12 protein-coding genes are annotated in these 14329 nt (G+C 36.6%); 2 read left to right on the top strand and 10 right to left on the bottom strand.

The features are described 5' to 3' along the window. Positions 1–4: 4 nt before the first annotated feature. The 6 genes from MHI39_RS02610 to MHI39_RS02585 all read right to left on the bottom strand — a co-directional run bounded on the left by MHI39_RS02610 (position 5) and on the right by MHI39_RS02585 (position 8181). Entirely contained in the window at positions 5–769 is a 765-nt protein-coding gene (locus MHI39_RS02610; protein WP_342540643.1) for a hypothetical protein, read from the bottom strand. Positions 770–808: 39 nt separating this feature from the next. After that, the gene (locus tag MHI39_RS02605; protein ID WP_259548753.1) at positions 809–1216 is read right to left on the bottom strand and encodes a hypothetical protein; all 408 of its coding nucleotides are present in this window, start codon (positions 1214–1216) and stop codon (positions 809–811) included. Between the two features lie 1375 nt (positions 1217–2591). Beyond that, positions 2592–4208 carry a long-chain fatty acid--CoA ligase gene (locus MHI39_RS02600; protein ID WP_342540642.1) on the bottom strand — a complete coding sequence of 539 codons (1617 nt, stop codon included), beginning with the start codon at positions 4206–4208 and terminating at the stop codon, positions 2592–2594. 18 nt (positions 4209–4226) lie between these two features. After that, a complete protein-coding gene (locus MHI39_RS02595) occupies positions 4227–5831 on the bottom strand; it encodes a fatty acid--CoA ligase (protein WP_342540641.1) in 1605 nt (534 codons plus the stop codon). A 42-nt stretch (positions 5832–5873) separates the two neighbouring features. After that, positions 5874–7010, bottom strand: a complete 1137-nt coding sequence (locus MHI39_RS02590; protein WP_342540640.1) for a thiolase family protein — start codon at positions 7008–7010, stop codon at positions 5874–5876. A gap of 25 nt (positions 7011–7035) precedes the next feature. Continuing rightward, complete coding sequence (locus tag MHI39_RS02585; RefSeq protein ID WP_342540639.1) at positions 7036–8181, bottom strand: acyl-CoA dehydrogenase family protein; 1146 nt, start codon at positions 8179–8181, stop codon at positions 7036–7038. A 417-nt stretch (positions 8182–8598) separates the two neighbouring features. On the opposite strand from MHI39_RS02585, the gene MHI39_RS02580 reads away from it, so the two are divergent. Both MHI39_RS02580 and murB read left to right on the top strand, forming a co-directional pair. Further along, complete coding sequence (locus MHI39_RS02580) at positions 8599–9213, top strand: DNA alkylation repair protein (RefSeq protein WP_342540638.1); 615 nt, start codon at positions 8599–8601, stop codon at positions 9211–9213. 603 nt (positions 9214–9816) lie between these two features. After that, positions 9817–10743 (top strand): UDP-N-acetylmuramate dehydrogenase, encoded by a 927-nt coding sequence (gene murB / locus MHI39_RS02575; protein ID WP_212946331.1) that lies wholly within the window; start codon positions 9817–9819, stop codon positions 10741–10743. A gap of 305 nt (positions 10744–11048) precedes the next feature. On the opposite strand, the gene MHI39_RS02570 is transcribed toward murB, so the two are convergent. The 4 genes from MHI39_RS02570 to MHI39_RS02555 form a co-directional block, all read right to left on the bottom strand. Beyond that, the gene (locus MHI39_RS02570) at positions 11049–12263 is read right to left on the bottom strand and encodes an NlpC/P60 family protein (RefSeq protein WP_212946332.1); all 1215 of its coding nucleotides are present in this window, start codon (positions 12261–12263) and stop codon (positions 11049–11051) included. A 290-nt stretch (positions 12264–12553) separates the two neighbouring features. Continuing rightward, positions 12554–13036, bottom strand: a complete 483-nt coding sequence (locus MHI39_RS02565; protein ID WP_259548746.1) for a hypothetical protein — start codon at positions 13034–13036, stop codon at positions 12554–12556. Between the two features lie 47 nt (positions 13037–13083). Continuing rightward, entirely contained in the window at positions 13084–13719 is a 636-nt protein-coding gene (locus MHI39_RS02560) for a permease prefix domain 1-containing protein (protein ID WP_259548745.1), read from the bottom strand. Further along, complete coding sequence (locus tag MHI39_RS02555) at positions 13719–14045, bottom strand: helix-turn-helix transcriptional regulator (RefSeq protein WP_212946335.1); 327 nt, start codon at positions 14043–14045, stop codon at positions 13719–13721. The genes MHI39_RS02560 and MHI39_RS02555 overlap by 1 nt, the downstream gene beginning before the upstream one ends. Positions 14046–14329 lie beyond the last annotated feature (284 nt).

Here is a 14329-nt window from a genome sequence, read left to right as displayed (position 1 = left end):
TGATTTAGATTCCACTAATCACTGAATCTAATTCATTTTTAGCTATCTGCTCAAGTTCTGTAGCTTTTGCGGCAATGATTTGTTTTTGCTGAGATAATAATTCATCTGCTTTTTGATTAATTAGCTCTCTTAACTGCACAATTTTGGCATCTATTGCTGCCTTTATCTCTGTTGTAGAAGCTTCTGTTTGATAATCAAGCTGCTTTTGTATTTCCAGCTTTGCCAAATCAATGGCCTCTCTTAATTCATTAACTGCTTTATCCTTTGAAGCTGTTAACTGTGTCGTCATATCAGTGAGCGCCTTCTTGCCTTCCGCATCTGTATATTTTCCTAAATCACTTGTTGCTAGAGCATATGCTCTGTCTCCTGCACTATTAATTTCCGTCTGAGCATCAGAAACGATGCCGTCAAAAGCAGCACCCATTTCGTTTAGGATTTTTTCCTTTTGATTATTTAAATTTCTAATATGGCTATTCTTTGCATTCTTGATGGCATCATCAGCCATTGATGTTTGCATATCCTTGGCATCAGAAATTTGCTCACCCTTTTCATCCTTTAGATTGTTATATTCTTCTTTAAGACCCGGTGCTTTTGATTTTGCATATGCCTTTGTATCATCTGCAATAACCTTTGCTGATTTATCAAATTGTGCCTTATACCAAGCTTGCAATCTTGCACCTGCATCTGTATTGGCAAATACAGCACCTATTCCTGATATTAATCCTAATGCAATGACTCCGGTAACAATTTTCCCTTTAACTGATTTCATTCCACTCATTAGCTCCCTTTTTAAAATGTAGGATTAGACTTACTCCTTTGTTAAGTCAGTTAATATATCTGTTAGGTCCTTTACGATTTGCTCGCTTTCAAATTGTTTCTTTTGTTCCGTATAAACTATTATTCTATCTAGTTGTTGATATTTAGCTTCTTCGGAAAATAACTGAACTTGGCTAAGACGGTTTCTTTGATACAATGTTATATTATTTAGTACATCAACTAGGCTATTGGATTCATAATCACCTATTTCCTTCTCTGATTTTGAATTTACTGCTTTTATATCTTTTTTGAATTGTTCTAAGGAGGTTTCTATTTCATTTGTTGGAGTCTCGCTAGTAGTTACTTGTAATTTGGAGTTAGATCCTTTGCCGCTCGGATCCAATAATGCATAGGTTGTCCCAGCACTGATGAATGAAAAGATGACAAAAAGTATGACCATTGTCCGTTTAATTGTTTACCGCCCCCTTCTTTTACTTTGAGTAAATGTTTTTTAGCTTCCAGTGCCTGCCCCTCAGGATCAATGAACATCCCTAAAATGAAGGTAAAGTTTGGTTTTCAGACTACCAAGGCACCTACGCTTTTTATTGCCATGTCCATTATTAAGAACATTTGATATAATTATATTTTTTATCTCTACTTAAAGAAACAGTACGAAACACCTAATTTTACTAAATTTTCAATTAAATGATAGGTATTTTGGTTTATTTTGAGGCTAAGGCGCATCATTTCTATATGACTCAATACTTTCTACTAAAAAATACATAGAAAAGGGATATCTTATTTCGTTCTTTACAAGGAACAGGAGAAAATCACCTATGCACGGTAACCTATGCGAGGGGTTGGTTACTGGGATGGACGAATTGGCGGGCGTTCGGTAATCAAAGAGAGAGTTTGGTTACCGGGATGGAGTAAAGGGCGGGGGATCGGTAACCTAAGACAACGGTTGATTACCGGGATGGACGAATTGGCGGGCGTTCGGTAATCAAAGAGAGAGTTTGGTTACCGGGATGAAGAAAAGGGCGGGGACTCGGTAGCCTAAGACAGCGGTTGATTACCGAGTGGTCGAATTGGCGGGCGTTCGGTAACCTAAGACAACGGTTGATTACCGAGATGGACGAATTGGCGGGCGTTCGGTAATCAAAGAGAGAGTTTGGTTACCGGGATGGAGTAAAGTGCGGGGACTCGGTAATCTAAGACAACGGTTGATTACCGAGATGGTCGAAATGGCGGGCGTTCGGTAACCAAAGAGAGGGATTGGTTACCGGGATGAAGAAAAGGGCGGGGACTCGGTAACCTAAGACAACGGTTGATTACCGAGATGGATGAATTTGCGTCTGTACGGTAACCAATAGGAGTGGTTGATTACCGGGATGGAGTAAAGTGCAGGGAATCGGTTACCTAAGGGAGTGTCTGAATGCCGTGAAGGTAGAAAATACCGATACATATAGCTATCCCCCCTTTCATTTTACGAGAAAAGAACTGAAAACCCCATTGACCGATCTGAATCCTTTACTGGGAGTAAAACAAAACATGCAGTTGGGCTTTAACAAAAGCAACAAACTTGCGAAAACAATCTTCCAAAAAAAAGAGTGTCTGAAAAGTAATATATCAGACACCTCATATACTTAGAATCTACTTACATTTTAATCATTTTTACTAAAAATACAGTTACCAAAAAAATTATCCCCAAATACTCTTTTAGTGAAGCTTTTCTAATTCTGCATTGCTAGGAATACCTACCACCAAGTTCTTTTCTATTGGTTCGCTTTTATTTATGAAGCATATGACATAGAAAAAGCTTTTGTAATAAACTATTAAGCTTCTACAAAATAGTCTTTTAGCCTTGATCTTAGTTCACGTTTAAGAAATTTTCCTACGGATGTCTTTGGAATATCATCCATAAAAATAATTTCATCGGGCAACCACCATTTAGCGAATTGTGGTGCAATAAAATCAAGTAATTCCTGTTTATTCACCTTTTCCTTAAAGGCATCCTTCAAAACAATACATGCAACAGGACGCTCCTGCCATCGCGGGTGGGGAACTCCAACAACCGTTGCCTCAAATACAGCCTCATGTGCCATTAATGCATTTTCTAAATCAACAGACGATATCCATTCCCCACCACTTTTCACTAAATCCTTCGTACGATCAACAAGTTTAATATTTCCCTCTTCATCCACGGTTGCTACGTCACCGGTATAGAGCCATCCATCCTTAAATGCTTCACTCGTACGATCATCCTTATAATATTCATTCGCAATCCAAGGGCCTCTAATAAGTAGTTCTCCCATTTCTTTTCCATTCCATTGAACCTCATTGTCACCTGCAATGACTTTCATATCTAATCCAGGTACTAGTAAGCCTTGTTTAGAACGAATGGTTAATATCTCCTCTTGCTCTAGGTCCTTTTGATAGCTTTTTAATGTTGAAATGGTCGCAAGTGGTGTTGTTTCGGTCATCCCATAGGCATGTAAGAAAGGGATATTATATTTTTGCTCAAATGCCTGGATCATCGCTTTTGGTGCAGCTGAGCCTCCACAAAGAACTCCTCTTAATGAAGATGTATCATAGTCTCCTTGCTCTAATTCCTTTAATAATCCTAGCCAAATTGTAGGTACTCCTGCTGTCACCGTAACCTTTTCCTCTTGAATAAATTGGGCAAGCAGCTTAGGTGTAAACATTGGACCTGGGAGTACTTGCTTTGCTCCAAACCATGTAGCAGCAAAAGGGAGACCCCAAGCATTTACATGAAACATAGGAACAACGGCCATTGATGTATCCTTTTCAGATAAGGCAGTTGTATCTGCTAATCCTAATGCAAAGCTATGGAGAACAATGCCTCTATGAGAGTATACAACTCCCTTTGGGTTTCCCGTTGTTGCTGATGTATAGCACATTCCAGCAGGGTCATTTTCATCAATGTTTTGAATGAAAGAGTGTGTAGGGTCCCCGGCTTCTATTAGTCTTTCATACGAATAGACAGGCTCCAATGTAGTTGAAGGCAATTTGTCCTTATCTGTCATAATAATAAATGCTTTTACGGTTTTCAGATGATCTTTTACTGCTTCAACAAGTGGCAAGATATCTTCGTCAACAAATAGTACTTGATCCTCTGCATGGTTAATAATATAAGAAATATGTTCTGGAGATAATCGAAGATTAATGGTGTGTAAAACGGCTCCTATTCCTGGAGCAGCAAAGTATATTTCAAGATGGCGATGGTGATTCCAAGCTAATGTTCCTACTCTATCCCCTTTTTGAATACCAAGTCTTTCTAGTGCACATGCAAGCTTACGTGTTCTTTGTCCGATTTCCTTGTAGGTAAAACGGCTTATTCCAGACAATGTTCTTGAAACGATTTCCTTTTTCGGAAAGAACTTTTCAGCCCTTTCTAGTATAGAACCAACTGTTAATGGTACCTGCATCATGACACATATCCCCTTTATCTATGATAAATTTTTTAAATCACCTATTTGATTCTCTGTATCATTCCTTAGGGTGTCAAAATTTCTTAATCTTTCTCTCAATAGAAACTTTTGTATCTTACCACTTGCATTTCTAGGTAACATATCACAGAAGATATATGTCCTCGGGCGCTTATAATTGGCAAGATGCTCACTGTTCTTACACCATTCATCTAGTTCCATTTCTGTTACTGCTGGATCCTTTTTTACCACGAAAGCGATAACCCTTTCACCCCAATGCTCATCTGGCTGGCCAATTACTGCTATATCTAACACGCCTTTGTGTTCATAAAGAACATCCTCAATTTCTCTTGGAAAAATGTTCTCTCCTCCACTAATAATCATGTCATCCACACGGTCCTTTACCCAAAGATAACCATCCTCATCGATATAACCGATATCTCCTGAATGGTACCAGCCTTTATACATCGCCCTCTCTGTTGCTTCCTCGTTTTCAAAATAGCCACTCATCATACAAGGACCTTGGACAATAATTTCTCCTTCTTCCCCAATCGGAACGAGATCATCCGGGTCTGAAGGACCATCTTCGCGTGGCCTAGCAATCCGGATTTCATGATTTAAACAGGCTTGACCTGCAGATCCAGATTTTATCATTTGGTCATCTTCTAAAAGAAAGGATATAGCAGGACCCATTTCTGTCATCCCATATGCTTGAACAAGAGCAATACCTAACTGTTGCTGGCAAGCACGGACTAAGGCTGGAGCCATTGGTGCCGCACCATACAGACCAAGTACTAAGCTGTCAAGATTATATGATTCCAAGTCTTCCTGTAGGAGCATATTCCACATTGTTGGTGCAGCAAAGAATTTCGTGATTCTTTCCTGCTCAATTAATGATAGAATTTGCTTTGCGTTAAATTGGTGTAAAATCGTATTTTTAGCTCCAACATGAATTCGCGGTATTAGTGCACAATGTAACTCTGCACAATGAAACATTGGGGCAGTAACAAGTCCATGATCATTTGCATGGAGCTTCATCGCACTAATCACAATTAGGCTTTGTTCGATCACTTCACGATGACGATGTATAACTCCTTTCGGACGTCCAGTTGTACCACTCGTATACATAATGGCATAATCATCATTTTCTTCGATTGAAATTTCTTCTAGAACACTTGAAGCTTCTTGGATCTTATGTTGATAATTGGCTGCATAGGATGGTGTTTGATCATCAATAAACCAAAACGAAATTTGTGGATAGCGCTGTTCGATTGAGGAAATTGTAGATGCTAGCATCTGTTCAAAAAGGACAACTTTAGGCTTTGCATCATCTAAAATATACGCGAGCTCCTCCGACATTAATCTGAAATTTATCGGATTCAAAATCGCTCCGATTTTAGCACAAGCAAAAATAGCAGTTGCTAATTCCTCATTATTAAACAGATAGGTAGAGACTCGATCTCCTTTACGGACTCCTTCCCCTTTAAGAGCATTTGCTAAACGGTTCACCTGTTCCTCCCATTCTTTATAAGTAAATCTCCTATTTCGTCTAACATCATATATTGCTTCCTTATTAGGAAACTTTTTAACCGTTAAATCGAATAGTTTACCAATTGTTGTGGACATATACGAACCCCCAGCCTAAATGAATTTTTCATTTCAATTAAATTACCCTAGCCTTTCAATAATGGTTGCATTTGCCATTCCATAACCTTCACACATCGTCTGTAAACCATAAAGCCCACCTGTTCTTTCAAGCTCATGCATCATTGTTACCATTAGCCTTGCCCCACTTGCACCTAAAGGATGGCCAAGAGCGATTGCTCCTCCATTTGGATTAAGTTTCTTGGGATCAGCACCCGTTTCCTTTAACCAGGCTAATGGAATAGGGGCAAATGCTTCATTCACCTCAAAAACATCAATCTCTTCAATTGTAAGTCCCGCCTTTTTTAACACTTTTTCTGTGGCAGGAATCGGTCCCGTTAGCATAAGTGTCGGGTCAGATCCAACGACAACACGGGTATGAACTTTAAACCGAGGGACCATTCCGAGATCTTCAGCCTTTTCTCTGGACATTAGTAGGAGTGCTGCTGCACCATCACTTATTTGACTTGCATTTCCTGCATGGATGATGCCATTTTTTTTAAAGGAGGCTTTTAAAGAATTTAATGCCTCGATCGATGTTTCCTTTCTCGGACCTGAATCACTATATATCTTTGTATCACCATTGCTAATTGGGATGATCTCCCTCTGAAAATATCCTTCTGCTTGAGCCTTTAAAGCCTTTTGGTGACTCTCATACGAAAAGCGGTCCAATTCCTCTCTTGTGAATTGATAGTTTTCAGCAATTCGCTCTGCAGACAATCCTTGGTGAATCATTTCATAACGATCGGTTAATCTTGCACTAAAATTAGCCCCTTGGAAATTTGAAGCAATTGGAACTCTCGACATGCTTTCGACACCGCCTGCAACCACTATATCCATATCCCCTGATAGAATAGCTTGTGCTGCAAAATGAACCGCCTGTTGACTCGAACCGCACTGACGATCAATCGTTGTACCAGGTACGTCTATTGGATAACCTGCAATTAATGCTGCCACCCTCGCAATGTCACCTGCCTGTTCACCTGATTGCGTGACACAACCTAAAATTACATCATCTATCATCCCAGGGTCGATACCGGTACGTTCGACAAGAGCTTTCAGGACGTATGCCGCTAAATCATCTGGTCGTATATTTTTCAAATCACCATTTTTTCTTCCGATCGGGGTTCGTAGTCCTTCAACAATGACAACTTCTCTCATCTTCATCTTCCTTTCCATTGACTAACTACAATCCTAGTTTTTTAGCAATAATCGCTTTCATTATTTCATTGGTTCCAGCATAAATACTAGCAACTGGAATATCACGATATCTCCTTGCAATCTCATATTCTTCCATATAGCCATATCCTCCATGTAATTGCATACATTGGGTAGCTATATTTCTAGCCATTTCCGTCAACTTCCATTTCGCCATTGAAACTTTTGTAACGACGTCTACACCTTCAATATGTTCAGCTATTAATTGATCTAAAAAGGTTCTCCCCATTTCAATATCAGTAGCCATTTCGACAAGCTTAAACTGGTTATGTTGGAACTGGCCAATCGACTTTCCAAATGCCTTACGAGATTTTACATAATCAATGGTTAATTCCAGCATCCTCTCTGCCGAAACCTGTGCAGCAATTGCAACTATTAGTCGTTCCTGCTGCAGCTTTTCCATCATATACGTAAATCCTTCTCCTTCAATTCCAATCAAATTCTCCTTAGGAACTCGGCACTCTTCAAAGATTAACTCTGCCGTATCTTGAGAATGTAACCCTACTTTATTTAGCTTTCTTCCTCTCGAAAAACCAGATGTTCCACGTTCAATAGCAAGCAAGCTTATCCCTTTATGTTTTGGAACAGCCTGCGGATTCGTTTTACATGCCACTATTACAAGATCTGCATGAATTCCATTCGTAATAAATGTTTTTTGCCCATTTACAATATAATAATCCTCTTCTAATCTTGCGGTTGTTTGGATATTAGCCAAATCTGAGCCTGCTCCTGGCTCTGTCATTGCAATAGCTGTAATCATTTCGCCTTTTGCACACAAAGGAAGCCATCGTTGCTTTTGTTCTTCTGATCCATAAGTTGAAATGTACGGAATCACAATGTCACTATGTAATCCAATTCCAATAAGACTGGAGCCTACCCTTTCTAATTCCTCATTAATGATAACTGAAAATCCCCAATCAACCCCACTTCCTCCATAGGCTATGTCTATATCGGGACAAAGATATCCTTGCTCCCCCATTTTCAACCAGAAGGATCGTGGAATCATTTGATCTTCTTCCCACTTTTCATAAAAAGGAAGACATTCTTTTGCAAGAAATCTTTGCAATGTGCGACGAAATATTTTATGTTCCTCCTTAATATAAGGATGTTGCATGAGAAACAATCCCCCCTATACACGCTTTCCTCTATTGTAACTGATATCACAAATAATTATTAGAATATTTTGACTTAAAAACTAAAAAATATTTTATACTCTATTAAAAAGTTGTATGATGAGTGTAAAACGAATATATTAGAGGTGATGAATGATGTTACCTATCAAAAAGATAGAAAATGATTTGAAGGAACGAGCAAATAAAAACGAAGCGATTCTAATAGAAGGATGCTTTCTTTTAGTTTGTTGCTTTTGTAAAAGCCCTACTGCCGGCTTTTACACCTAATAAAGATTCATCGATTCTTATGAAGATTGCAGCTCTTTTCTCAGTGAATTGAAGGGTATTAAGGGTCTTCAACCTATATTTATTTGTTAAAACTTTAACTAAATAGAAACAATGGTTGAGAAAAGAGCCTAATGCAAAAATATATGAAAAATAATTTCAAGTTTTTCGGGTTACGCGCACCTCTTGTAAAAGAAGTTTTCAAAAACTTTATTTCATATTATTCAATTCAACAGAATGAATTAAAGGATTTAATTACTTATTTATGGGTAAAGGAAGAAAGAGAATATCAAATGATCGCCATATTGTTTTTAAACCACTATAAAAAATGGTTGAAAGAAGAGGATTTAACTCTTATTCAATATTGTATTACCCATAAATCTTGGTGGGATTCTGTTGACTCAATTGCAACGAATATTTTAGGACATTATATGAAAACATACCCACATCACATTCACCCAACAACAGAAAAGTGGTTGGAATCGAATGACATTTGGTTGCAAAGGAGCATCTTACTATTTCAATTAAAATATAAAACTAACACTAATCTATCTATCCTTTTTAATAACATTCTATTTTTAAAGGATTCTAAAGAATTCTTCATCCAAAAAGCGATTGGCTGGGCACTAAGGGAATATTCAAAAGTCGACTCTGAGAAGGTCATTCAGTTCGTTGAATCGACTGATCTTGCCCCTCTTAGTAAAAGAGAGTCATTAAAATGGATCAAATCAAAAAATAATCTAAAGTAGATGGTTACTTTAGTAAACGCCCCACCGCCGCCTTTTACACCAAATATCTACCTTTGTAGTCTGCAGTTCTTTTCTAATCAGCAACAAAAAAAGCCATTGAAAATTGGGGGATGCACGATTGAAGACAAAAAAAGGTGTTTCACTTTTTCGGATTTTCTGGGTTATATTCTTAATCTTCATCGCCATTTTTTTCGTTTATCTTTATCGACTTCATATAGAAGGAACCTTAGGAAAGCATCTCCTTCAAATCAGTAATGAAATAGCTAAAATTTTCAAGAAAAATCCCATCCTCATTTGGTTGCTACTTAGCTATATAGTCATTTTCTATTTTGGTTATTTACTTGGAAAGAACCGGAAATAGAGAAGGATAATATTAACTCATTTCCCTTTTAACATTAAATACTTTGTCAGCGTTCATTAAATAGTCCTTTTTCCAGTTGATAATTAAGCATTTTATTACTATCATTAGATTATTGTCTAAAACTTTTCTACTCAACAATTTTGCGCATAATCTCAAAAAAGCCGCATATTTTTTGTAAAGACAAATTTAGCATCTAGAATGGGATGCCCATTGGCATTATCTATGTAAAAGGAATGATATGAATGACTGATTATACGAATATTTATAATAAATTAACTTCAATCATTGATGAGAGAAATATTAAAATAAATGAAATCCTAAAAAACCATACTTATACAAGACTAGGTGGCAAGGCCGATATTTTCTTAACACCATCTACTTATGAAGAAGTACAAGCGGTGGTCAAGTTTGCCAAGTTAGAAAACATCCCTTTTACCTTATTAGGGAATGGTTCCAATCTTATTGTAAAGGATGGCGGTATTCGAGGCATCGTCATCTTGCTTAAGAACTTCAATCGCATATCAACAAATGGGAATCAGCTTGTGGCACAAAGTGGGGCTGCAATTATTGATGCTTCTAGATATGCGTTAAAAGAGCATTTATCCGGATTAGAATTCGCATGTGGGATCCCAGGAACAGTTGGTGGAGCATTGTACATGAATGCAGGTGCCTATGGAGGAGAAATTAAAGATGTCCTCGATTATGCAATTGTTGTTGATAAAAATGGTGCTGTCGTTAAGAGAACAGCAGCAGATTTGGAGCTAAGTTATCGGACGAGTAATATCCCAGAAAAGGGTGATATCGTTCTTGAGGCAACATTTAATTTAAAACCTGGAAACTATGATGAAATTAAAGCGGTAATGGATGATCTTACATTCAAAAGAGAATCAAAACAACCATTAGAATATCCTTCCTGTGGTAGTGTATTTAAAAGACCGCCTGGTTACTTTGCAGGAAAGCTGATTCAAGACAGCGGGCTCCAAGGTACTCGATTGGGTGGAGCTGAAGTATCGACGAAGCATGCAGGATTCATTGTGAATAAAGATAATGCTACGGCAGAAGAGTATATTTCATTAATCAAGCATGTTCAAAAAACAGTGTTGGAAAAGTTCAATGTTGCGTTAGAAAGAGAAGTAAAGATTATTGGAGAAGATCTAGAAAAGAAATAATGAGTGAGGGGTTGTCTATTAGAGGGTCTAACCCTTAATAGACAACCCCTTTTTCAAGCTTCTTATCATATAGATATCGAATATAACTTGTAACATGAAAAAATGAAGAAATATGTTTTTTCCAATTCTATTCTTCTTTTGGGTAGAAAAGGGATTAAAAATATCTATAAATAAAAACACTCTAATGATAGAGTGTTTTTATTAGGCTCTTTTCTCAAACATTGTTGCTAATCTTTATTAAGTGTAAAAGCCGACAGTTGGACTTTTACAAAAGCAACAAACTATACGAATACAGCCTTTATTTATTATTCAACTACGCGTCTAACGACACCTTTAAATGTTGATCTCCAGTATGAATTACTCATAGAGTCAATTGATACCCCGTGTGAGCTGTTATCATTTAAGAAGGTTCCGTTCCCTAAATAAATTCCTACATGCCCATTTCTCTTATACGTATCAAAAAATACTAAGTCTCCACGTTTCATCTCTGAGGCGCTTACTGCCCTACCTTGAACTACTAATGAATCAGTTGTTGTACCTGAAATAGGTCCTAAATTCACTCCCGCTTCGGCATATGCCCAACGTACGAATGATGAGCAATCAAAAGAACGGTTTGCAATATCACTCGCAGAACGTCCACCACCCCAATTATATGGAGAACGTCCAACTATGGATGATCCAACACTAATAGCTGTTTCGATTCCACCAGAGCCTATATTGATAGTTACATTATTTGATTGAGGTGGTGCACTATAACTAGAATTATCTGAAGATGTAGTAACTCTTGCTTGTTCCTGTGCTGCTTTAGCAGCTTGTGCAGCTTTTGCAGCAGCTCGTTCTTGCTCTGCAATTTTTGCTGCTTGCCCCTTTAACTCTCCAAGTTCATTTGAGGCAACTTTTTGTTCTTCCTTAATTTTTGCTAGAATACTATTTTTATCATTAATTTGATACTGTAATGCTACCTTCATATCTTCTAGTTCTTTTAAATCCTTCTCAACTTTTGCAAGTTTATTTGAAAGATCTGCTTCAGCTTTTTCTAGTGATTCCTTGTCTTTTTTCTGTTCATTTACTATATCCTGATCTGCATTGACAATCGTTGTTACCGCCATTGCCCGATCAATGAAATCTCCAAAGCTTTCTGCACCCAAAAGCACATCTAGATAGCTTGAGCCACCATTCTCTTGCATTGCACGCGCACGTTTTTCTAGTAGTTCATTACGTTCTTCAATTCTCTTTTTTGTTTTTGCAATTTTTACTTTTAACTCTTCTGATTCTTGTTTCGTAGTAGCTATTTCTGCCTTAGTTTGTTTCATTTTTTCATTTGTATTTTCAACTTTTGCGTTAATTTCAGCTACTGTCGCTTTTAAACTCTTTTCATTCATTTGAAGTTCTGAAATTTCTTGTTGTTTATTATTAATTTTTTGATTTAAATTCTCGGCTGCAAACACGCTATGGGTAGTAAATAATCCGCTCGTCCCAATTACAGACGCTAAACTAAGTGAAAGTAATCTTCTCTTCATTTTCTATATTCCCCCGATTCATAGTCGATTCCTGTTGCATTCTGTAGATATATATTTAAGATCTTATCGTCTATTATTATGTAAAAATAAGAATTAACTGTCTTTTTCACAAAGGCTATTATAGCATCAAACTATGTTAAAATGGGGGTTTTTCATATTACAATTATATTTCAATTCTATTACTACAATATAATTCAATTAAATTAACTTAAAATCATCATCGAAAGAAAATTATTTATTATAGTAGAAAATAGGAAATTTGTCGAAAGTGGAATGAATAAATGAGTACCCTAATGATTAATATTTTTATAGGGCAATAAAAATGTAATGAATCCAAGAATGATTGCAAAAAAACTAATAATCACACCAATCAGATAACCAAGCCCAGACATAAACATATCTTCTCCTGGATAGGAAGGTTCAAGGGTAAAAAAAACATAAATAAAATATAGTAAAAGAATGAAGTAAATAGAATGCCCTATAAAAAAGGCATACAATCGTTCTACAAATGGTTTTCTAAAGCATATCCTAATACAATTCCAAGAAATCACACTAATTACTGGTGATAACACAATAAAAAAAGGGGTTGAAATGGGAAACAAGACTACTCCTAAAATTGTCATTCCAAGTAAAAGTATATTTATACCTAACAATGCACTACCAGCAGACCAAAAATACTTAAATACAAAATTTATCTTTCCATCTATTCTTGTAAATTTCAGTCCAAAAAAGGCTAAAATGAGTGCAATAAACGATAAAGATGTTAGAGACATTCTCTCTCCTCCTAATACATAGAATTTCTATGTATATGTATAAAAAATTAAAGACCGTGAACGATCCCATAGTTAAAAGCTACTCTACTGATCGGATAAAAAAGTATTGTGGCAATCATACAAAGAATAATAAATATTGGATCTAGAAGTGGTGAATAAAACTCTTTGGGAATCATATTACTCAGTACAAGAATCATTAATAACAGATTGGGAATTAATGCTCGCATTACAATTTGACTAATACATTTTTTCCCTTTTGGACCATAAACTTTTCCAATAGTGAAGCCTAAGAAAAACCAGTAAACGGAATAAAGTAAAAGAATATATTGAGATATTCGCTCTAATACAATCCAAGCTTGATGCAGACCCGGAAAATGAAACATTTGATTCATTATTGTTAATAATATTCCGCCGATGAAGAAACACCAATTTAATAGAATGGCCATAGTTGTTTTATTTTGACCTTCTACTGGTAAATGATAGTTCTGTCCAAGTTCAGTTGGGTCACCTAAGTCACTTAAAATCGTATCAAGAGCTTCTTTTTCACTTATTCCATAAAGCATTCTTTCCCGTATGCCTTCAGCAATATGTGATGAAATTTCACGGCAAATCAAATCTTTTTCGGGATGATTGCCTAGTGATTGTTTCAGTTTTTTTAGATATACAGCCTTTTGATCTAACATTATGATTCACCTAGCATTTTAGAAATAACTCCAACAAAACGATTCCATTCTTTTGACTTTTGTAGCAATACTACTTTCCCATCTCCTGTAATACGGTAATATTTACGTGCAGGACCTTTTTCTTGCTCGACCCAATAAGAATCAATATATCCCTTTTCCTCTAATTTTTTTAATGCAGGATATAGGGTCCCTTCCTTTACATGAAGAGCCTCTTCACTTCTACGTTCCATTTCTCTCGCTAATTGATAGCCATACATATCATGTTCATTCAATAAGTGAAGTAAAAGAAGAGAAGTACTTCCTTTGACCAATTCTCGATTAAACAAATAATCACCTACCTAGAATTAAGATGTATATTCATTTTTACCATAATTAGAAAATGGCAGCAATATTAGTTGCAAACAAAAATAAGAATCTGCTGCCAGATTCCCAAAAAATCCTATTATTCAAACGTTTGATTAGTATCGTTTGTTGCGTATGTAAAAGAAAAACCCAAACCCTACTACTAGCTTTTACACTTAATAAAGTATTCAGCGGTTATTATGAAGGTAGCAGCCCTTTTCTCAGTAAAATAAAGGGTTTAGCGTTCTTCACCCACTAAAGATTACCA

Origin of the sequence: Heyndrickxia sp. FSL K6-6286 (genome assembly GCF_038630395.1) — a bacterium.
GTDB classification, from domain to species: Bacteria; Bacillota; Bacilli; order Bacillales; family Bacillaceae_C; genus Heyndrickxia; species Heyndrickxia oleronia.
Note: the sequence above shows the minus strand (reverse complement) of the source record. Positions and strands in the feature narration are given on the sequence as shown.